Consider the following 20,190-nt stretch of genomic DNA (forward strand, 5'->3'; position numbering starts at 1 on the left):
GCGATGATCACGCCTGCACTCGTCATCGCCCTGCCGCTCCTCGGCGCGGCGGTGCTGCTGCTCGGTGGCCGCTTCACCGACACCTGGGGCCACCTGCTCGGCTGCGCCACCGCGATCGGCTCGTTCCTGGCCGGCCTGGTGCTCTTCTTCCGTCTCCTCGGCCAGGACGCCCACGACCGCCACATCAGCCAGCACCTGTTCGACTGGATCGAGGTCGGCAGCTTCAAGGTCGGCTTCGACCTGCTCGCCGACCCGCTGTCGATCCTCTTCGTGCTGCTGATCACCGGCGTCGGCTCGCTGATCCACGTCTACTCGATCGGCTACATGGCGCACGACCCGCGCCGCCGTCGCTTCTTCGGCTACCTGAACCTCTTCGTCGCCGCGATGCTGATGCTGGTGCTGGCCGCCAACTACCTGCTGCTCTTCCTCGGCTGGGAGGGCGTCGGCCTCGCGTCGTACCTCCTCATCGGGTTCTGGCAGCACAAGCCCTCCGCGGCTGCTGCGGCGAAGAAGGCGTTCGTGATGAACCGTGTCGGCGACATCGGCATGAGCCTCGCGATGATGCTGATGTTCACGACGTTCGGCACGCTCGCCTTTGGAGCCGTCGACGCCGGCGTGCACGGCACCGCTTCGGCGCACGCCTCCGAGTCCACGCTGACCTGGATCGGGCTGCTGCTCCTGCTCGGCGCGTGCGGCAAGTCCGCGCAGGTCCCGCTCCAGGCCTGGCTGCTCGACGCGATGGAGGGCCCGACCCCGGTCTCGGCCCTGATCCACGCGGCGACCATGGTCACCGCCGGCGTCTACCTGATCGTCCGCTCCGGTGCGATCTTCGAGGCCGCTCCGATCGCGCAGGGCGCGGTGATCACCGTCGCCGTCGTGACGCTCCTGTGGGGTGCTGTCATCGGTTGCGCGAAGGACGACATCAAGAAGGCGCTCGCCGGCTCCACGATGAGCCAGATCGGCTACATGATGCTCGGCGCAGGGCTCGGCCCGGCCGGCGCGGCGTTCGCGATCTTCCACCTGATCACCCACGGCTTCTTCAAGGCCAACATGTTCCTCGGCGCCGGCTCGGTCATGCACGCGATGGACGACGACGTCGACATGCGCCACTACGGCGCACTGCGCAAGATGCTGCCGGTCACCTTCCTGACCTTCGCGATGGGCTACCTCGCGATCATCGGCTTCCCGGGCTTCTCCGGGTTCTGGTCCAAGGACAAGATCATCGAGACCGCCTTCGGCCACAACGTGTACGTCGGCCTGCTGGCGCTGCTGGGCGCCGGGATCACCGGCTTCTACATGACCCGGCTGATGCTGCTCACCTTCTTCACCCCGGAGCCTGACGGCAAGGGCCGTTGGGGGGACGGAGTCCACCCGCACGAGTCGCCTCGCGTGATGACGGTGCCGCTGGTCGTCCTCGCGGCGCTCTCCGTGCTCGGCGGCCTGATGCTGGCCGGCGGGTGGATCACCAGCTGGCTGGAGCCGGTGACCGGTCACGCGGAGCACCACGAGCTGCCGATGCCTGCCATCGTGATCACCCTGCTGGTCATGCTGACGGTGGCCGCCGGTGTGGCGACCGCCTGGTTCTCGGTCGGCAAGCACTTCGTCCCGCGCAAGGCCCCCGCCGACGTGCCCTGGCCGGTCCGCGCCGCCCGCGCCGACATCTACGGAGACGCCATCAACGACACCCTCGTCGTGCAGCCCACACGCCGTCTGGTCGACGGCCTGATGGTCTTCGACAAGTCCGGCATCGACGGTGTCGTGATGGGCCAGGCCGGTGCGGTCGGCGGCATCGCCTTCGCACTCCGCCGCATGCAGAACGGCTTCGTCCGCTCCTACGCCCTGTCCGTGCTCGGTGGCGCCTTGGTCATCGTGCTGGCTCTCCTGGTGGTGAACCTCTGATGGGCGCGCTCAGCTTCCTGCTCCTCCTGCCGCTGGTCGGTGCCGTTGTCACGGCCGTCCTTCCGGGTGGTCCCGGCGCAGTCCTGCCGAAGTGGTCGGCGCTCGCGTTCTCGCTGGCCACGCTCGTCTTCGGGGTGGTGCTCGCGGCCAACTACGACAACGGTGGCGGCACGCAGTTCACCGAGGACCACACCTGGATCAAGGCGTTCGGCGCCCACTTCGCGCTCGGCGTCGACGGCCTCGGCCTGGTGATGGTGCTGCTCACCGTCGTCCTGGTCCCGGTCGTCATCGGTGCCTCCTGGAATGACGCCGACGGCGCCAACACGGGTCGCCAGGGGGTCTTCTTCGCGCTGATCCTCGCCGTCGAGGGCCTCGCCCTGGCCGTCTTCTGCGCCCAGGACGTCTTCCTCTTCTACGCCGTCTTCGAGGCGACGCTGATCCCGGCCTACTTCCTGATCGGCAGCTTCGGCTCCGGCGAGCGTCGCGGCTCGGCCGCGGTGAAGTTCCTGCTCTACATGCTGGCCGGTGGACTGGTCATGCTCGCCTCGGTGATCGGCCTCTACGCGCTGTCCGCCCGCAGCGGGGACGCGTCGTACCTGATCTCGGACCTGGCGGAGCTCGACATCTCCACCAACACCGGGCGTTGGCTCTTCCTCGGCTTCTTCCTCGCGTTCGCGGTGAAGGCACCGCTCTTCCCGTTCCACACCTGGCTGCCCGACACGACCGCCGCGGCGACCCCGGGCACGAGCGTGCTGCTGATCTGCGTGCTCGACAAGATCGGCACCTACGGCATGATCCGGTTCTGCCTCGAGCTCTTCCCCGAGGCGTCGCGCTGGGCCACGCCGGTCGTCGTCGTGCTGGCGCTGATCTCGATCGTCTACGGCGCACTGCTCGCGCTCGGCCAGGACAACGTCCTCAAGCTGATCGGCCTCACGTCGCTGAGCCACTTCGGCTTCATCGTGCTCGGCATCTTCGTGATGAACGCGCAGGGGCTGTCCGGCTCGATCTTCTACATGCTCAACCACGGCCTCGCCACGGCGGTCATGTTCGTTGCCGCCGGCTACCTGATCCACCGCTCCGGCACGCCACTGCTCTCGCGCATGGGCGGCGTCGAGAAGAAGGCTCCGGTCATCGCCGGGCTCTTCCTGCTCGGTGGCCTCGGCACCCTCGGTCTCCCGGGGCTCTCGCCGTTCGTGTCGGAGTTCCTGGTCCTGGTCGGTGCTTTCGAGCACCACCCGTGGACCGGCGCGGTTGCGGTGACCGGCATCGTCCTCGCGGCCGCCTATGTCCTCGTGGCCTACCAGCGCGCGATGACCGGGCCACCCCGTCCGGAGCTCGCCGGGGTCGGTGACGCCGTCCCCCGCGAGGTCATCGCGATCGCTCCGCTCGTCGCGGTGATGCTGGTGCTCGGCTTCGTGCCGCAGCCCGCGCTCGACGTGATCAACCCGTCCACCGACCGCACGCTGGAGGTGGTGCAGCCGTGAACGAGTTCCACAGCCCCACGATCGAGTACTCCCTGCTCTGGCCGATGCTGGTCGTCCTCGGCGCCGCGTGCGCCGGCGTACTCGTCGAGGCGTTCGTCCCTCGCAAGGCGCGCTTCCTGAGCCAGGTCGTGCTGTCCCTGGCCAGCCTCGCGACCGCCTTCGGCGGTGTCGTGTACGTCGCGACGCAGCTCACCTCGCGTGGCGACGGCAAGGCGTTCGGCACGGTCGCCGCCGAAGGTTCTGTGGCGGTGGACGGCCCGGCCGTCTTCGCCTGGGGCCTGATCCTGCTGATCGCGATCTTCGGAGTGATGCTCTTCGCCGAGCGTCGGCTCGAGGGTGGCGTCTCCGCGTTCGCCGGTCAGGCCGCTGCGTTGCCCGGGACGTCGGACGAGCGCCGGGTCTCCGAGCGCGGGCTCGAGCACACCGAGGTCTACCCGCTGCTGCTCTTCGCGGTCGGCGGCATGCTTCTCTTCGCCGCCGCATCCGACCTGCTGACCCTCTTCGTCGGCCTCGAGGTGCTCTCGCTGCCGCTCTACCTGCTCTGTGGCCTGGCGCGTCGTCGTCGGCTGCTGTCGCAGGAGGCGGCACTGAAGTACTTCTTGCTCGGCGCCTTCTCCTCGGGCTTCCTGCTCTATGGCATCGCGCTGGTCTACGGCTACGCCGGGACCGTGACCTACGCGGGCATCTCCGAGGCCATCGCCAACACCCCGGGCGACCGGGGGCTGCTGCTGCTCGGCATCGGCCTGCTCGCGGTCGGCCTCTTCTTCAAGGTGGGCGCCGCTCCGTTCCAGGCGTGGACGCCCGACGTCTACCAGGGCGCCCCGACGCCGGTCACGGCGTTCATGGCCGCGGCGACCAAGGTCGCGGCGTTCGTCGCACTGCTCCGTCTCTTCGACGTGGCGTTCGGTGCCGAGCGCTGGTCCTGGCTGCCGGTCTTCTGGGTGGTTGCCCTCCTGACGATGGTGCTCGGTGCCGTCCTTGCCATCGCGCAGACCGACGTCAAGCGCATGCTGGCGTACTCCTCGATCGCGCACACCGGCTTCCTGGTCACCGGCATCCTCGGCACGGGCGCCGTCGTGACCGGCGACCAGATCACCACGACGACCGCCGTGCTCTTCTACCTGGTGACCTACGGCTTCGTGACCCTCGGCGCGTTCGCGGTGCTGACCCTGGTCCGTGACGATGCGGGCGAGGTTTCCACGCTGGCAGGCTGGGCCGGACTCGGGCAGCGTTCCCCGCTGGTCGCCGGCGTCTTCGCGCTCTTCCTGCTCTCGCTCGCGGGTCTCCCGCTCACGGCCGGGTTCACCGGCAAGTGGGTGGTCTTCGCCGCTGCGATGACGGCAGACGCCTGGCCGGTCGTGGTGACCGCGGTTCTCACCTCGGCGCTCGCCGCGTTCTTCTACATCCGGGTGATCGTGGTGATGTACTTCGCCCAGCCGCGCGGTGAAGGTCCGACCGTTGCGGTGCCCGGTTTCCTGACCACCGCCACGATCGCGGTTGCAGTCGCTGCGACGGTCGCGCTGGGCGTCGTACCCGGCCCGGTGCTCGACCTCGCGGCCCATGCAGGAGAATTCATCAGGTGAGTCCAGAATCGTCCGGCCCTGCCCTCGCTCTCCCCGTCCTCGACGAGGAGCTGGCGGCGCGTCTGCGCGCCCGCCTGGTCGAGGTGGAGGAGGCGCTCTCCGGCCACATCCAGAGCGAGGCGGCCTTCGTCACCGAGGCCGCGCGCCACCTCATGGATGCCGGCGGCAAGCGCTTCCGGCCGCTGCTGGTGCTGCTCGCTGCCGAGACCGGTCCCAACGCAGCGTCCGACGAGGTCATCCACGCTGCCTGCGTCGTCGAGCTGACCCACCTGGCGTCGCTCTACCACGACGACGTCATGGACGAGGCCGACCTGCGCCGCGGCGCCGACTCGGCCAACGCCCGCTGGGACAACCACGTCGCGATCCTCACTGGCGACTGGCTCTTCTCGAAGTCCTCGGAGCTGACCGCCGACCTCGGCCCGGACGCCGTGCGCATCCAGGCCCACACGTTCAGCCGGCTCGTCGAGGGCCAGATCCTCGAGACCGTGCCGCCTGCCTCGCCCGAGGTTGCGCTGGAGCACCACCTGCGCGTGGTCGCCGGCAAGACCGGCTCGCTGATCGCGACGTCCGCGCTCTACGGTGCCCGCTTCGCCGGAGCGCCCCGCGAGATCGAGGACGCCCTCGCGGCGTACGGCGAGATCGTCGGCGCTGCGTTCCAGATCAGCGACGACATCCTCGACATCGCCTCCGAGTCCGACGAGTCCGGAAAGACCCCGGGCACCGACCTTCGCGAAGGCGTGCCGACCCTGCCCGTCCTGCTCGTACGCCGCGCCGGCCGGCCCGAGGACGCCCGCCTGATCTCGTTGCTGGACGGGGATCTCTCCTCCGACGAGGCGCTCGCCGAGGCGCTCGTGCTCCTGCGGGCCCACCCGGCGATGGCTGAGGCTCGGGCCTACGTCGTCGCGCGTGCGCAGGAGGCCAAGGACCTGCTCAAGGTGCTGGCCGAGGGACCCGTCCGCGACGCCCTCGAGGCGTTCGCCGACGTCGTCGCCACCCGCACCGCCTGACCTCTCCTCGTCGAAACGTCGACACGGCGCGACTTCGACGTCGACACGGCGCGACTTCGACGTCGACACGGCGCGACTTCGACGTCGACACGGCGCCTCATCTGGCCAGCAGCCAAACAAAGCGCCGTGTCAACGTGCAGGTTGCGCCGTGTCGACGCGGGGGTCAGGCCTTCCAGGTCACCACGACACCGGGGCGCGGGAACTCGTGCGTGTGCGGCCAGGTGCTGTCCGGCGTCGCGAACGTCGAGCCGGTGCCCTCGCCCGGGTGCTGCACGGCGACCCAGACCGACAAGTCGTCGTGGGTGATCAGCGGACCGCAGGTCTCCGCGCCGACCGGCACGGTGAGGAACTGCTGGACGTGGCCACGCTCGGTGCCCGCGACCGGGCAGCGGAAGAGGCCGTCGTTGCCGCCGAGGACCGCTCCGTCGGTGGAGATCCACAGGTTGCCGACAGAGTCGAAGGCGACGTTGTCCGGGCAGGAGATCGGGCTGACCTGGTCCTTCGGGAAGCCCGAGAAGTAGGTCTCCGGCGACTCCGGGTCACCGCAGACGAGCAGCAGCGTCCAGGCGAACGAGGTGCCCGTGTGGTCGCCGCCGCCCTCGGTGATCTCGAGGACATAGCCGTTGCGGTTGCCCGACGCCTTCGTGAGCGGCGCCCCGAGCGAGGGGCGCGTGTACGACGATGCGATCGGGTTGGCCTCGTCGACGGGCCACTTCTTCGCCCGGTCGGAGTTGTTGGTCAGCGCCGCGTAGATCTTGCCGTTCACGGGGTTGGGCTGGACGTCCTCGGGGCGGTCCATGCGCGTGGGCGCCACCTTGTCGGCCGCCAGGCGGGTGTCGATCAGGACCTCCGCGACGCTCATCCCCGCGACGTACGACGTGGTGTCGCTGGTCAGCGGGATCCAGGTGCCGAGACCGTCGTACTCGCCGTCGGCCGGGGTGAAGTTGCCCGATGCGTCGACCGCGAAGGCGTCATCGCCGGTCAGGCGGGCGACGTACAGCGTGCCTCGCGTGAGGAGCTGCATGTTGCGCAGCCGTGAGGCCTGGGTGTCGCGCGCGTCGAACGTGTCCGCCGAGACGAACTTGTACATGTAGTCGCCGCGCTCGTCGTCGCCCATGTAGGCGACCGCGCGGCCGTCGGCGGCGATCTGGATGTTGGCGCCCTCGTGCTTGAAGCGGCCGAGCATCGTGTGCTTGCGCGGGGTCGACGTGGGGTTGAACGGGTCGATCTCGACGATCCAGCCGAAGCGGAACGGCTCGTGCGGCTCGGCGGTCAGGTCGAACCGCGGGTCCACCGACTTCCAGCCCCGGTCGCCCGTGCCGCTGATCCCGTAACGGGCGTACGACGTGGTGTACCGCGCGTCGAGGGCACCCGACTTGCCGAAGTACTGGTTGAAGTTCTCCTCGCCCGAGAGCACGGTGCCCCACGGCGTCTGGCCGCCAGCGCAGTTGTTGAACGTGCCCAGGACCTTGCGGCCGGACGGGTCAGCGGTGGTCCGCAGGCGGTCGTGGCCCGCGGCGGGGCCGGTCATCTCGAACTGCGTGGTGCCCGTGATCCGGCGGTTGTAGCGGTTCTCCGGGTCGGCCTGGCGCCACTGCCCGGAGCTGGGGCCGCCGACGCGCTGGATCTTGACGACCGACAGGCCGTGCGACTGGATCGCGATCCGGCGGATCTCGTCGGGGGTGTAGACGCCCGCGGGGAACATGAGCTCCTCGTTGGTGTACTCGTGGTTCACCACGAGCAGGGCCGTCGCGTCGTTGATCGGCAGGACGCCGACGTAGTCGGAGTTGTAGCCGAACTGCTTCGCCGCCGACTCCTCGGTCTGGGCGAAGGGGTCGAACGCGGGGGCATCGCCCAGGACCGGGTCGCCCCAGTTGATGACGGCGCGGGTCCGGTAGCCGTCGGGCACGGTGACCGTGTCGCGGACGTTCGGAGCGACGGGGGTCCAGCCACCCGCGGCGGCGGTGGAGCGGGGCACGCGAGGGCCGGCGGCGGCGTTGTTGGCCAGGCCGCCGATGACCAGTGCGCCGGCTCCGACTCCAGCAGCGGCGAGGACGGTGCGGCGGGCGAGGGCCTTCTCGATGATCGAGGAGACGTGGGTGTTGCCGGAAGTGTTCGGCTCGGGGTGGTCGCAGGCGTTGCCGCAGCGGTAGAAGCACGTCGCGGCACTACGGGACCCGTGCGGGCCATCGGTGAGCAGCGGCAGCATCCGCCGCTTCGAGGGGGTCGTCGTCATGCCAGCGACGCTAGGCACGGTGGGTGTCCGCCAGGTGAAGTCGAGGTGGCGGGCCGCAGCCCGGAGTGTCACAAAAGGGTCACTCCGGGCTGCGGCTCCTGCCGGCAGAGCCGATCAGCTGCGCTTGGACTTCTCGTACCAGGTGAACGCCCGACGGTACGCCGAGGGCGTGTTGTCCGCGGCGTGGCTGGCCAGGCCGTTCCTGCCGACGTAGTAGTCAGCGACCTGGTTGCGGGCGCCCGAGGAGAGGTCGGTGTCACCGATCGCGATGGCGTGGATGTGGTAGGGCCAGTTGCCCTGGCTCGGCGTGCGCAGCCAGGCAGCGAAGCCCACGGTGCGGAGTGCCGCGATGGCCTGCCAGCGCTGCGTGGAGCTGAGCGCGGAGACGCTGATGTCGACCGCGCCGCCGCCGTCGTGGGTGCCGGCGGAGGCAGCGACGCCACCCGCGTTGTAGGAGCCCTGGGTGACGACCAGCGAGAACGGCACCTTGGCGTCAGCGGAGACCAGCATGTTGCGGGTGCGCTGGTTGACCTTCTTGCTGCTGTAGGTGGTCATCCCGCCGACCGAGATCTTCCGGATGACGTTGTAGCGGTTGTAGCCGAGCTTGGTCAGCGAGGTCGGGCCCGGCAGGCCGTTGGCGGCGAGGCCGGAGTAGCCGAGGCGTCGCTGCCACGCGGAGTACGCCGACGTGGTGCTGTTGCCGTACCAGCCGTCGACGGCGGTGCTCAGGCCCTTGGCCCGGAGGGCCGACTGGACGAGGCGGACCGAGTCGTTGCCGGCGAGACCGGTCTGGCCCCGGAGCGGCTCGACCTGCGCCTGGACGACGACGTACTCCATGTTGACGTTCGGCAGGACGGCTTCGGCAGGGGTGGTGGTGACCGCGAGGGCGGTCGTGGCGGAGAGGACGAGACCTGCGGTCAGGCCGAGGACGCCGCGCCGCTTGAAGGTGTTCGATGACATTGCGTGTGCTCCCGAGGTGAGGTGGTTGGGCGTCCCAACCGTCTCGGAGATCCGCGCGTGCCGGAATGGGCAGAACTACCCAAGTCTCGCCGTGTCGACCTCGAGGTTGCGCCGTGTCGACCTCGAGGTTGCGCCGCGTCGACGTCTCGACGTCAGGCGACGGTCCAGGTGTCGCCACCGCTGATCAGCCCGGCCAGCCGGGTGGACGGGTCACCCGTCACAGCGGCTGCGGCAGCGGAGACCTGGTCGCGCGCGCGGTCGTCGTACGTCGGGCGGTCGACCTGGCGGAAGATGCCGATCGGCGCCTGGCTGAGGTAGTCCGCAGCGGTCAGCCGCGAGATCGCGAATGCCTGCGAGGGGTCCGGGTCGTGGGCGTCGTGAACCAGGAGCGCGTCCTCGCCGACCTCCTCGACGAGCGCCACCGCCACCCCGCCCGAGGGGCCACGCACCAACCCGCGTGCGCCGTCCACCCCGAAGCGGATGGGCTCTCCGTGCACGAGCGGGATCAGCGCGTCGGAGGCGGTTTCGCGGCCCTTGATCGCGTCGAAGGCGCCGTCGTTGAAGATCGGGCAGTTCTGGTAGATCTCGACGAACGACGTGCCCCGGTGCGCCGCGGCGGCCGACAGCACAGCGGTGAGGTGCTTGCGGTCCGAGTCGATCGTGCGGGCCACGAACGAGGCCTCGGCGCCGAGTGCGAGCGACACCGGGTTGAACGGGTGGTCGATCGAGCCGGACGGGGTCGACTTGGTCACCTTGCCGACCTCGGAGGTGGGGGAGTACTGCCCCTTGGTCAGCCCGTAGATCCGGTTGTTGAACAGCAGGATCGTCATGTTCACGTTGCGGCGCAGGGCATGGATCAGGTGGTTGCCGCCGATGGAGAGCGCGTCGCCGTCGCCGGTGACGACGAAGACGGACAGGTCCGGCCGCGACGTCGCCAGCCCGGTCGCGATCGACGGCGCCCGCCCGTGGATCGAGTGCATGCCGTAGGTGTCGAGGTAGTAGGGGAAGCGCGACGAGCAGCCGATGCCGGAGACGAAGACGACGTTCTCCCGCTTGAGGTGGAGCTCGGGCAGGAAGCCCTGGACCGCTGCGAGAACGGCGTAGTCACCGCAGCCCGGGCACCAGCGCACCTCCTGGTCGGAGGTGTAGTCCTTGCGGTTCTGTGGCTCGTCGGTGGTCGGGACGTCGCGCAAGCCGGGGAACGGGAGCTCGGTGGTCATGACTGCTCCTCCTCGCGGGCGGGCGTGAGGTCGACTTCGATGCCCTCGGCGTCCGCAACGAGCGCGCCGATCGCGTCGGCGAGCTCGGCGGCCTTGAGCGGCAGGCCTCGCACCTGGTTGTAGCCCTGCGCGTCCACCAGATATCTCCCGCGGAGCAGCAGCGACAGCTGGCCGAGGTTCATCTCCGGCACGAGCACCCTGTCGTAGCGCTTCAGGATGTCGCCCAGATCGGAGGGGAACGGGTTGAGGTGCCGCAGGTGCACCTGCGCGACGCGGTAGCCGGCCTTGCGCACGCGGCGTACGCCGGCGCCGATCGGGCCGTAGGTCGAGCCCCACCCGATCACCAGCACGCGAGCGGCGCCGCTCGGATCGTCCACCTCGAGCGGCGGCAGCGACTTGGCGATCGCGTCGACCTTGGCCTGCCGGGTCCGCACCATCAGGTCGTGGTTGGCCGGCTCGTAGGAGATGTTGCCGTGGCCGTCGCCCTTCTCCAGACCGCCGATGCGGTGCTCGAGACCAGGAGTGCCGGGGATCGCCCAGGGCCGGGCGAGTGTCTCCGGATCGCGTGAGTACGGCGCGAACGCGGCCGCCGCGTCCTCGGAAGGAGCGACCGCGAAATCGGGATCGATCAGCGGCAGGTCATCCACGGAAGGCACCCGCCAGGGCTCGGAGCCGTTGGCGAGATAGCCGTCGGAGAGCAGCATGACCGGGGTGCGGTAGGTGATCGCGATGCGGGCAGCCTCGACCGCGGCCGCGAAGCAGTCGCCCGGGGACTGGGGCGCGACGATCGGCACGGGTGCCTCGCCGTTGCGTCCGAACATCGCCTGGAGCAGGTCGGACTGCTCGGTCTTGGTGGGCAGGCCTGTCGACGGGCCGCCGCGCTGCACGTTGACCACGAGCAGCGGCAGCTCGGTCATGACGGCCAGGCCGATCGCCTCGCCCTTGAGGGCGATGCCGGGACCGGAGGTGGTGGTGACGCCGAGCGCCCCGCCGAAGGAGGCGCCGATCGCGGCACCGATGCCGGCGATCTCGTCCTCGGCCTGGAACGTCGTCACGCCGAAGGCCTTGTGCTTCGACAGCTCGTGGAGGATGTCGGAGGCTGGCGTGATCGGGTAGGACCCGAGGAAGACCGGCAGGCCGCTGCGCACACCGGCTGCCACCAGGCCGTAGGAGAGCGCCAGGTTGCCGGTGATGTTGCGGTAGGTGCCGGGCGCCATCGCGGCGGGCTTCACCTCGTACTGGACGGTGAAGGTCTCGGTGGTCTCGCCGAAGTTCCAGCCGGTCTTCAACGCCGTGATGTTGGCGTCGCGGATGTCGGGGACCTTGGCGAATCGCTTGTCCAGGAAGGTGATCGTCGGCTCGATCGGACGGCCGTACATCCAGGAGAGCAGCCCCAGGGCGAACATGTTCTTGGCGCGGGCGGCGTCCTTGCGGGACAGGCCGAACTCCTTGACCGCCTCGACGGTCATGCCGGTCAGGTCGACGGGCTGGACCTGGAAGGCGCCGAGCGGATCGTTGGCGTCACCCAGCAGGTCGAGCGGGTTGACGTCGTAGCCGGCCTTGACGAGGTTGCGCGCGGAGAAATCGTGGGTGTCGACGATGATCGTCGCCCCGGCCGCGAGATCGCCGACGTTGGCCTTGAGGGCCGCGGGGTTCATCGCGACCAGCACGTCGGGGGAGTCGCCCGCGGTGAGGATGTCGTGGTCTGCGAAGTGCACCTGGAACGACGAGACGCCGGGGATGGTGCCCTGCGGGGCGCGGATCTCGGCCGGGAAGTTGGGCAGCGTCACCAGGTCGTTGCCGAAGGCGGCGGTCTCCTGTGTGAAGCGGTCTCCGGTCAGCTGCATGCCATCTCCGGAGTCGCCCGCGAAGCGAATGATGACGCGGTCGAGCTGCTTGCGCTGCTTGGGTTGCGAGCTCAACGGGACCCACTTTCTTCAGCGTTTCCAGCACCCCTTCCTGTCTGTCGGTGTCCGGAGGGGCGGCGCTCATCACATTAGCCCCGCTGTACGCCGCGGCGTAGGCACTCCGGCCACGAGTCTGTGACGCAGGACACGTCTCATAGTCGAGCGATCAAGGTGACAAAGAAACTAAAGACACCTAATGTTCTCGACATAAGCCTGATTAGACGTCTTGGTGGCAGGACGCACGGGCAGTGTGCAGAAAGAGAGCATGGACATGGGCATCAAGCTCAAGACCGCAGTTGCAACCTCTCTGGTGGGAGTGCTGGGCCTGACCGCGTGCGGTGGAGCAGACACCGCTGGCGGCAAGGGCGAGGTCATCGACCTCGTTGCGTACTCGACGCCGCAGATCGCCTTCCAGAAGATCGAGACCCTCTTCAAGAAGACCGACGAAGGCAAGGGCGTCACCTTCAAGGAGTCCTACGGCCCCTCCGGTGACCAGAGCCGTGCCGTCGAGAGCGGCCAGAAGGCTGACTTCGTCAACTTCTCGCTCGAGAGTGACGTGACCCGTCTGGTCGACGCCAAGAAGGTCGACGCCGACTGGAAGACCGCGACCGGCCACGACGGCATCGTCGCCGACTCCGTCGTCGTTCTCGTTGTCCGCAAGGGCAACCCGAAGAAGATCGAGGGCTGGGACGACCTGATCAAGCCGGGCGTCGGCATCGTCAGCCCGAACCCCGCCTCCTCCGGTGGTGCTCGTTGGAACACCCTCGCGGCCTGGGGTCACGTGATCGCCAACGGTGGCACCGAGGCGGAGGCCAAGGACTACCTGACCCAGTACTTCAAGAACGCTGTCTCGCTCCCGGGTTCGGCCCGCGATGCGCTGACCTCGTTCACGAGCGGCAACGGTGACGTCCTCGTCTCCTACGAGAACGAGGCGATCCTGGCTCGTCAGAAGGGCGAGGACGTGGACTACATCGTCCCCGACCAGACCCTGCTGATCGAGACCCCGGCTGCGGTCACCACGAGCGGCGGCCAGGCGGCCAAGGACTTCACGAAGTTCCTCTTCACCGAGCCGGCGCAGGCGGAGTTCCTGAAGTCGGGCTACCGCCCGGTGGTGGACGGCGTCACCGGTGACGTCGAGGGCGCCAACGACCCGAGCGACCCGTTCCCGACCCCGAAGACCCTGCTGACCATCGCCAAGGACTTCGGCGGCTGGGACGCGGCGAAGAAGAAGTTCTTCGACGAGGAGAACGGCATCGTCACCCTCATCCAGATCGCCACGGGCACCTCAGAGTGAATGCCGCGTGACATCGACGATCGCTGAAACTCCTGGCCGGGCCGCGCGCAAGCGCCGCCCGGCCAGGGGCGTAACTGCCCTCAACAGGTCGACGGGACTTGCCCTTGGCATCTCCCTCGTCTGGTTCAGCCTGCTCGTGCTGATCCCGCTCGCCGCCGTCGTCGTCCAGGCGACCACCGGCGGCTGGGACGGCGTACTCCGCGTGCTGCAGAACCCCCAGACCGTCGCTGCCCTGAAGCTCACGGTCGTCGAGGCCGTGCTGGTCACGCTGCTCAACGTCGTGATGGGTACGACGATCGCGTGGGTGCTCGTGCGTGACCGGTTCCCCGGTGCGTCGGTGCTGGACGTCATCATCGACATCCCGTTCGCGCTCCCGACGATCGTGGCCGGCCTGGTGCTGCTCGCGACCTACGGACCGAAGAGCCCGATCGGCATCAACATCGCGAACTCCGAGACCGCCGTCTTCCTGGCGCTGGCCTTCGTGACGCTGCCCTTCGTCGTCCGCTCGGTGCAGCCTGTTCTCGAGGAGCTCGACAAGGACGTGGAAGAGGCGGCCTCGTCGCTCGGTGCGAGCCGGCTCACCACGTTCCGCCGGGTCATCCTCCCCAGCCTGATCCCGGCCATCGTCGGCGGGGCAGGCATGTCGTTCGCCCGTGCGATCAGTGAGTACGGATCGCTCGTGCTGTTCGCGGGCAGCCTGCCGTTCCACACCGAGGTGGCGTCGGTCCGCATCGTCAGCGCGATCGAGAACGGCGACGAGGGCACCGCGGCAGTCGTCGCGACGATCCTGCTGCTGGTCGCGCTCGTCGTCATCGTGGCGCTCGACTACCTGCAGAGGCGGGTGACCCGACGATGGTGAAGACTCCGCTCCTGCTGCGCTACGTCCTCCGGATCGTCGTGGTGGGTTACCTGTTCCTGCTGGTTGCCTGGCCGGTGTCCCTGGTCGTGCGCAACACCTTCGCCGACGGGTTCGACGCGCTCAGCTTCGCGCTCGCCGACCCCAACGTGATCCATGCGCTTCAGCTGACCGCGGTGGTCGCGGTGATCTCGGTGGTGATCAACACCGTCTTCGGCGTCACGATCTCGCTGCTGATCGTGCGCAACGAGTTCCCTGGGCGGCGGTTGCTGACCATCCTGCTGGACGTGCCGATGTCGGTGTCGCCGGTGGTGGTCGGTCTCGCACTGGTGCTGGTCTTCAACTCCGAGGACGGCTGGTTCGGCACGACACTGGCCGGCTGGGGCATCCAGATCATCTACTCCACGCCGGGCATCGTGCTGGCCACCGTCTTCGTGGCTCTCCCCCTGGTGATCCGGGAGATCATCCCGACACTCCAGGAGGTCGGCGACGAGCAGGAGTGGGCGGCCCGCAGCCTCGGCGCGAACGCCGTACAGACGTTCCGGCTGATCACCCTGCCGACCATCAAGTGGGCGGTCATCTACGGCGTCGTGCTGGCGCTGGCCCGGTCGGTCGGTGAGTACGGCGCGGTGAAGATCGTGTCCGGCAACGTCATCGGATCGACCCAGACCGCGACGCTCCTGGTCGAGGAGCGCTACCAGGCGTTCGACCAGCCCACGGCGTACGCCGTCGCGTTCATGCTCGCGATGGCCGCCGTCATCTGCATCGTGATCGTCGCGATCCTCCGTCCCAAGCACAGCGAAGCCTGAGGTCCTGTCATGAGTATCGAGATCAAGAACATCAACAAGACCTTCGGCGACTTCGTGGCGCTGGAGGACGTGAACCTGACCATCCCGACCGGTCAGCTGACCGCACTGCTCGGCCCGTCGGGCGGCGGCAAGTCGACGCTCCTGCGGATCATTGCGGGCCTCGACAACGCCGACAGCGGGACCGTCGAGATCGAGGGCGTCAACGCCACCTCGCTACCGCCGCAGAAGCGCAACGTCGGCTTCGTGTTCCAGCACTACGCGGTCTTCAAGCACATGACCGTGGCCAAGAACGTCGCGTTCGGGCTCGAGATCCGCAAGCGGCCCAAGGCCGAGGTGAAGGCGCGAGTGGCCGAGCTGCTCGAGCTCGTGCATCTCGCGCAGTTCGCCAACCGCCTGCCCTCGCAGCTCTCCGGTGGCCAGCGCCAGCGCCTCGCGCTCGCACGTGCCCTCGCGGTGGAGCCGACGGTGTTGCTGCTCGACGAGCCGTTCGGTGCGCTCGACGCGAAGGTTCGCAAGGAGCTGCGTGACTGGCTGCGCCGCCTGCACGACGAGGTCCACGTGACGACTGTCTTCGTGACGCACGACCAGGAGGAGGCCCTCGAGGTCGCCGACGAGATCGTGGTCATCAACCAGGGCCGCATCGAGCAGGTCGGCTCGCCCGACCAGCTCTACGACGAGCCGGCGACCGACTTCGTCATGTCGTTCCTCGGCGAGGTCACCGTCCTCGACGGACAGCTGATCCGTCCGCACGACATCGAGCTCTCGGTCTCGCCGGTCCACTCGGCCGGGGTGGAGGGCACGGTCGCGCGGGTGCTGCGGGTCGGGTTCGAGGTGCGAGTCACGGTGCTGACCGACAGCGGTGAGGAAGTGGTCGTCGTACTCACCCGGACCCACGCCCGCAACCTCGGTGTCGATGTCGGCAAGCACGTCTGGCTGAACGCCGCCGCGGGTGCGATCTCGGTCTCGGCCATGCGGACCGTCTCGGCCTGATCTCGCACGCCTGCCGGCCCCCGGTTGTGGGGCGGCAGGTAGTTCTACGCGGGGGGCTACCTGTCTTCAGGGAGCCCCCCGCGTGGGCACCGAAATGCCCGATCGGGTGACTTGTCCGAATTGGGTATCCCCGGTCACTATGAACCGGGCCCGCCTGTACGGCGCTTGAGGGAGCGCCGGGCGGCCCGCGAAACGTGATTCCTGGGGAGGGAGCATGCGCGTAGTTGGCGCGCGCCGATTTGTCGGCGCAACAGTGGCCGCGGTGGCTGCAGCAGTGGTCGTCGTACTGCCGGGAGCCGTTTCGGCCCCGGCGTCTGCGGCCTGTCTGGTGGGCCTGATTCCGTCGGTCAGCACGGTGAACAGCGGTACGGCTGCGCTCGCGGCGACGGACTACCGAACGGCGTCGATCCTGTCGCAGTCCGGCAGCACGGCGAAGGCCCGCGGTCGTGCGAACCAGAAGTTCACCGTCGCGGCGACGGTCACGACGACGATCAAGCTGGACGCGTGCCTTCTGGGCCTCTCGCTCCCGATCTCGCTCTCGGCGACCCGGACGGTGAAGCAGGCGCGTTGGGCGAGCGGGGTCGAGGACCGCCTCGGCTACGGCGGCGACCGCCGCTACGAGGCCAAGACGAAGGCGCGCACCGCTGCCTCGAACGAGGCACGTGCGACCGCGCTCTCGCGGGTGGTCGCCCAGGCTCGCGCGGCGGCGTACGACGCGGCGCTGGTGACGGCAACGCTGCAGGGGTTGCTGAGCAGCGCGGAGGGCTACCGGGCCATGGTCATGAGCGAGTGGTCGGCGCTCGCGAACCAGGCCCGGGCCAGCCGTGGGCTCGCGCCGGTGCGGTTCGTCCAGGCGTTCAGCCCGCTGGCGACCGACTGGGCGCGGACCATCCACTCGACCTACGACTCACGCCTGCGCAACGGCACGGTCCACGACACGGGGTTCTGGAAGGACCTCACGCTGTCGGGGTGCTCGAGCGGGTTCCGCTCCGGCGAGATCATCGCGCAGCTGTGGCGCTCGGGTGATCCCCGCCGGGTCGCGAAGGACGCGCTCGACTCGTGGCTGGCATCGTCGAGCCACCGCGCGATCCTGCTCGACAGCCGCTACTCGATGAGCGGCATCGGGGTCTACGTCTCGGGCGACTGGGTGACCATGGTCGGCCGGTTCCGCAACGGAAGCTGCTCGCTGGCCTGACGGGTTCCGTGGGCGCCTGCTTGGGAGGGCGCGCGCCCACGGAACCGAATCTCAGCGGTAGTTGGTGAACTGCACCGCGAAGTCGAGGTCCTCGCCCTTCACGAGCGCCTGCACGGCCTGCAGGTCGTCACGGCTCTTCGAGGTGACCCGGAGCTCGTCGCCCTGGATCTGCGCCTTGACGCCCTTGGGCCCCTCGTCGCGGATCAGCTTCGCGACCTTCTTGGCGTCCTCGGTGGTGATCCCCTCCTTGAGCGCGATCGCGATCTTGCTCTGCTGCCCGGACTGCCGCGGCTCCTCGGCGTCGAGGATCTTCAGCGACTGCCCGCGCTTGATCAGCTTGCCCTGGAAGACGTCGAGCACAGCGGTCGCGCGGTCGGCCGCGGACGCCACGATCTCGATGGCCTGCTCGCCCTGCCAGGCGATGGTCGCGCCCGTGCCCTTGAAGTCGTAGCGGGTGGCAATCTCCTTGGCCGTCTGGCCCAGGGCGTTGTCGACCTCCTGGCGGTCGATCTTGCTCACGATGTCGAACGACGCGTCGGCCATTGCTGCTCCTCCTGAGCCGCCCGGAGGGGCGGCCGTTTTTCGTCTGGGTGGTCTGCTGCGCTATTCTTTCGCCTCGTTGCCGTCGGGGAAACCCGGGGTAGCACGGCAGGTTGCCCGAGCGGCCAATGGGAGCGGACTGTAAATCCGTCGCGAAAGCTTCGAAGGTTCGAATCCTTCACCTGCCACATCCAGAGAAACGGCCTCTGACCTGCGTCCAAGCGGGTCGGGGGCCGTTCTTCGTTGCTGAAGGGATAGCGTCCGCAAGTGGCCAAGTCTCGTCGATCCAGCTCCAGTCGACGCAGTTCGGGCAGCCGGGGACCGAAGGCTGAGCGGCCGCTGCCGTTCGTCGGCCCGGGCGAGCGGCTGTGGGTGCTGGACATCCCCTATGGCACGCAGGTCGACGCCGCGAGCTGGCACCCGGCCGTCAAGACCCACCTGTACGTCGGTCGGCGGCTGCCCGCTGAGCTCGAGCCCTATCGGCCCGGTCCGTACACGCTTGGCAGGTTCGTCGAGAACACCCTGAACCCCGACTCCCCGGTCAAGAACCCCGAAGCAACCGACGAGCTCGAGCCGCGGCAGATCCAGTTCGAGGGAGCGGATGTGATCGCGGCAAGGGCCGAGGCTGGCGGACGTCAGTTCCTGCTCGCCGACGAGCCGGGGGTCGGCAAGACGATCACCGCTGTGCTCGGGGCAACCGCGGTCGGCAGTCTGCGGGGTGCGCAGCGGGTCCTGGTCGTCGCGGATCGACCGGCCGCAATCACCATCGGTCACTGGTGCCGGACGATCACCGCGCTCGGCGACGGTGGCATGGACTGGGTGGTCATCACCTGGGACCGGCTGGAGAAGGTCGCGGCGTACGACTGGGACGTGATCATCGCGGACGAGGCGCACGCGCTGCGGCGTACGACGACGAAGCGCTGGAAGCTCTGGGCGAAGATCTCCGGGCACTCGAAACCGCACGACAAGGCGCCGTTCGTCATCGCCACCACCGCGACGCCGGGCCACACCCCGCTCGAGCTGCCCTACCTCGCCCCTGCCTATGCCCAGGTCCTCAACGAGCCGATGAGCGCCTGGTACGCCGCGCGGCAGCCCGCCGTCGTCTTCGGCGAGGCGCTCGAGCGGCACGGAATCGGGATCGAGGAGGGACGCTACGGCGGCACCTGGTCCGCCGATCCCGCCCGCCGCGCGGCCGACCTGAAGCTGGTCCGCGGATGGCTCGCCGACGAGCGGCCGCCGGCGATGCTGCACCGCGCGGCACCGTGGGGCCCGGTGCCGATCTCGGGCATGCCGGTCACGCTCGACCCGGCCGAGCGGGCGGCGTACGAGGCCGAGTGGGGCGAGTTCTGCCGGGAGATGGACATCGCCCGGCGTGGCCGCAACACCGCCAAGGGTCGGGCCGCACTGCTGCGGTTCCGGCAGAAGGCCGGCCTGATCCGGGTCGACTCGACAGTCGCGTGGATCGCCCAGCAGGTCGCCGCCGAGCGGCAGGTCGCGTGCTCGGTGGAGTTCGTCGCGACCGCTGCCGACCCGATCGCGGACCGACTCCGCGACGCAGGGCTCGAGGTCGCCACCATCTACGGCCAGGACCGTTTCGACCCCGAGGCCGAGAGGCTCAGGTTCCAGACAGGCAAGGCGAAGGTCTGCGTCTTCACGACCGTTGCCTCCATCAGCCTGCACGCGGGGGAGACGCTCGCCGACGGTCGGCAGGCGAGCACCGAGCCGCGGGTCGGCGTGTTCCACCAGGCCCGGTTCTCCGGCATCGCCGGACGCCAGGTCACCGGCCGGACCCACCGCGACCACCAGGTCTCGCCGTGGCACATCGCCTACGCCGAGGGCACCGTCGAGGAGCAGGTGGGCAAGGTGATGGTCGAGCGCATCGCTGCGGCCTCAGACACGGTCGGCGGCGACACGAGCGGCCTGGTCGACCTCGCCGGCCTGCTCGGTGCCGACTGGCTCCCGTCAGCAGCACTCGTCGAGCATCAGGCCTGACCGACGCGGGTCCTCGGTTCACACACTTGTTACCCCCAGGGCTCTTCGGCCGAAACGCCCGGGCGGTGAAGTAGTACCTGACCCGCTACCGAGCGGGGCGCCCCTAGGGTTCCGTCTCCCGAGCACACGCTGCCTCGGGAGGGCCTGGTCCGAGAGGGGAGGCGGTGGGACGACGACGTCGCACCGCTCCACGGCGGGACAAAAGCCCGGGAGGCCGA

General features: G+C 69.1%; 15 protein-coding genes and 1 tRNA gene. 11 read left to right on the forward strand and 5 right to left on the reverse strand.

Features of this window, described 5'->3' with window-relative positions:
- The first annotated feature begins 3 nt into the window (after window positions 1-3).
- Genes nuoL through D4739_RS07945 form a run of 4 tightly spaced genes read left to right on the forward strand, consistent with a single transcriptional unit; the run spans window position 4 to window position 5,973 of the window.
- Window positions 4-1,899 (forward strand): NADH-quinone oxidoreductase subunit L, encoded by a 1,896-nt coding sequence (gene nuoL / locus D4739_RS07930; protein ID WP_120060070.1) that lies wholly within the window; start codon window positions 4-6, stop codon window positions 1,897-1,899.
- Window positions 1,899-3,383, forward strand: a complete 1,485-nt coding sequence (locus D4739_RS07935; RefSeq protein WP_120060072.1) for an NADH-quinone oxidoreductase subunit M — start codon at window positions 1,899-1,901, stop codon at window positions 3,381-3,383. The genes nuoL and D4739_RS07935 overlap by 1 nt, the downstream gene beginning before the upstream one ends.
- 44 nt (window positions 3,384-3,427) lie before the next feature.
- On the forward strand, window positions 3,428-4,966 hold the full coding sequence (gene nuoN / locus D4739_RS07940; protein WP_238473721.1) for an NADH-quinone oxidoreductase subunit NuoN: 1,539 nt from the start codon (window positions 3,428-3,430) through the stop codon (window positions 4,964-4,966).
- Complete coding sequence (locus D4739_RS07945; RefSeq protein WP_120060075.1) at window positions 4,963-5,973, forward strand: polyprenyl synthetase family protein; 1,011 nt, start codon at window positions 4,963-4,965, stop codon at window positions 5,971-5,973. Before nuoN ends, D4739_RS07945 begins: the two co-directional genes overlap by 4 nt.
- Window positions 5,974-6,136: 163 nt before the next feature.
- On the opposite strand, the gene D4739_RS07950 is transcribed toward D4739_RS07945, so the two are convergent.
- From D4739_RS07950 to D4739_RS07965, 4 genes are all read right to left on the reverse strand, one after another.
- Window positions 6,137-8,209, reverse strand: a complete 2,073-nt coding sequence (locus D4739_RS07950) for a PhoX family protein (RefSeq protein ID WP_120061803.1) — start codon at window positions 8,207-8,209, stop codon at window positions 6,137-6,139.
- A 114-nt stretch (window positions 8,210-8,323) separates the two neighbouring features.
- Window positions 8,324-9,169 carry a peptidoglycan-binding domain-containing protein gene (locus tag D4739_RS07955; RefSeq protein ID WP_120060077.1) on the reverse strand — a complete coding sequence of 282 codons (846 nt, stop codon included), beginning with the start codon at window positions 9,167-9,169 and terminating at the stop codon, window positions 8,324-8,326.
- Window positions 9,170-9,321: 152 nt separating this feature from the next.
- Window positions 9,322-10,389, reverse strand: a complete 1,068-nt coding sequence (locus D4739_RS07960) for a 2-oxoacid:ferredoxin oxidoreductase subunit beta (RefSeq protein ID WP_120060080.1) — start codon at window positions 10,387-10,389, stop codon at window positions 9,322-9,324.
- The gene (locus D4739_RS07965; protein ID WP_238473722.1) at window positions 10,386-12,236 is read right to left on the reverse strand and encodes a 2-oxoacid:acceptor oxidoreductase subunit alpha; all 1,851 of its coding nucleotides are present in this window, start codon (window positions 12,234-12,236) and stop codon (window positions 10,386-10,388) included. The genes D4739_RS07960 and D4739_RS07965 overlap by 4 nt, the downstream gene beginning before the upstream one ends.
- 325 nt (window positions 12,237-12,561) lie before the next feature.
- Here D4739_RS07965 and D4739_RS07970 point away from each other — a divergent pair, with 325 nt between their 5' ends.
- From D4739_RS07970 to D4739_RS07990, 5 genes are all read left to right on the forward strand, one after another.
- A complete protein-coding gene (locus D4739_RS07970; RefSeq protein WP_238473569.1) occupies window positions 12,562-13,590 on the forward strand; it encodes a sulfate ABC transporter substrate-binding protein in 1,029 nt (342 codons plus the stop codon).
- A gap of 7 nt (window positions 13,591-13,597) precedes the next feature.
- Window positions 13,598-14,449: a sulfate ABC transporter permease subunit CysT gene (cysT, locus tag D4739_RS07975; protein ID WP_120060086.1), complete on the forward strand. Its 852-nt coding sequence runs from the start codon at window positions 13,598-13,600 to the stop codon at window positions 14,447-14,449.
- On the forward strand, window positions 14,443-15,255 hold the full coding sequence (locus tag D4739_RS07980; protein ID WP_120060087.1) for a sulfate ABC transporter permease subunit: 813 nt from the start codon (window positions 14,443-14,445) through the stop codon (window positions 15,253-15,255). Before cysT ends, D4739_RS07980 begins: the two co-directional genes overlap by 7 nt.
- A gap of 9 nt (window positions 15,256-15,264) precedes the next feature.
- The gene (locus tag D4739_RS07985; protein WP_120060089.1) at window positions 15,265-16,245 is read left to right on the forward strand and encodes a sulfate/molybdate ABC transporter ATP-binding protein; all 981 of its coding nucleotides are present in this window, start codon (window positions 15,265-15,267) and stop codon (window positions 16,243-16,245) included.
- A gap of 262 nt (window positions 16,246-16,507) precedes the next feature.
- Window positions 16,508-17,440 carry a CAP domain-containing protein gene (locus D4739_RS07990; protein WP_182920349.1) on the forward strand — a complete coding sequence of 311 codons (933 nt, stop codon included), beginning with the start codon at window positions 16,508-16,510 and terminating at the stop codon, window positions 17,438-17,440.
- Between the two features lie 51 nt (window positions 17,441-17,491).
- Here D4739_RS07990 and D4739_RS07995 read toward each other — a convergent pair whose 3' ends face one another.
- Entirely contained in the window at window positions 17,492-17,983 is a 492-nt protein-coding gene (locus D4739_RS07995; protein WP_120060092.1) for a YajQ family cyclic di-GMP-binding protein, read from the reverse strand.
- Window positions 17,984-18,087: 104 nt separating this feature from the next.
- Here D4739_RS07995 and D4739_RS08000 point away from each other — a divergent pair.
- Both D4739_RS08000 and D4739_RS08005 read left to right on the forward strand, forming a co-directional pair.
- Window positions 18,088-18,168 (forward strand) — tRNA-Tyr (locus D4739_RS08000).
- 79 nt (window positions 18,169-18,247) lie between these two features.
- Window positions 18,248-19,972, forward strand: coding sequence for a DEAD/DEAH box helicase (locus D4739_RS08005; protein ID WP_120060094.1), 1,725 nt, complete (start codon window positions 18,248-18,250; stop codon window positions 19,970-19,972).
- Window positions 19,973-20,190 lie beyond the last annotated feature (218 nt).

Origin of the sequence: Nocardioides cavernaquae (assembly GCF_003600895.1) — a bacterium.
In the GTDB taxonomy this organism is placed as follows: domain Bacteria; phylum Actinomycetota; class Actinomycetes; order Propionibacteriales; family Nocardioidaceae; genus Nocardioides; species Nocardioides cavernaquae.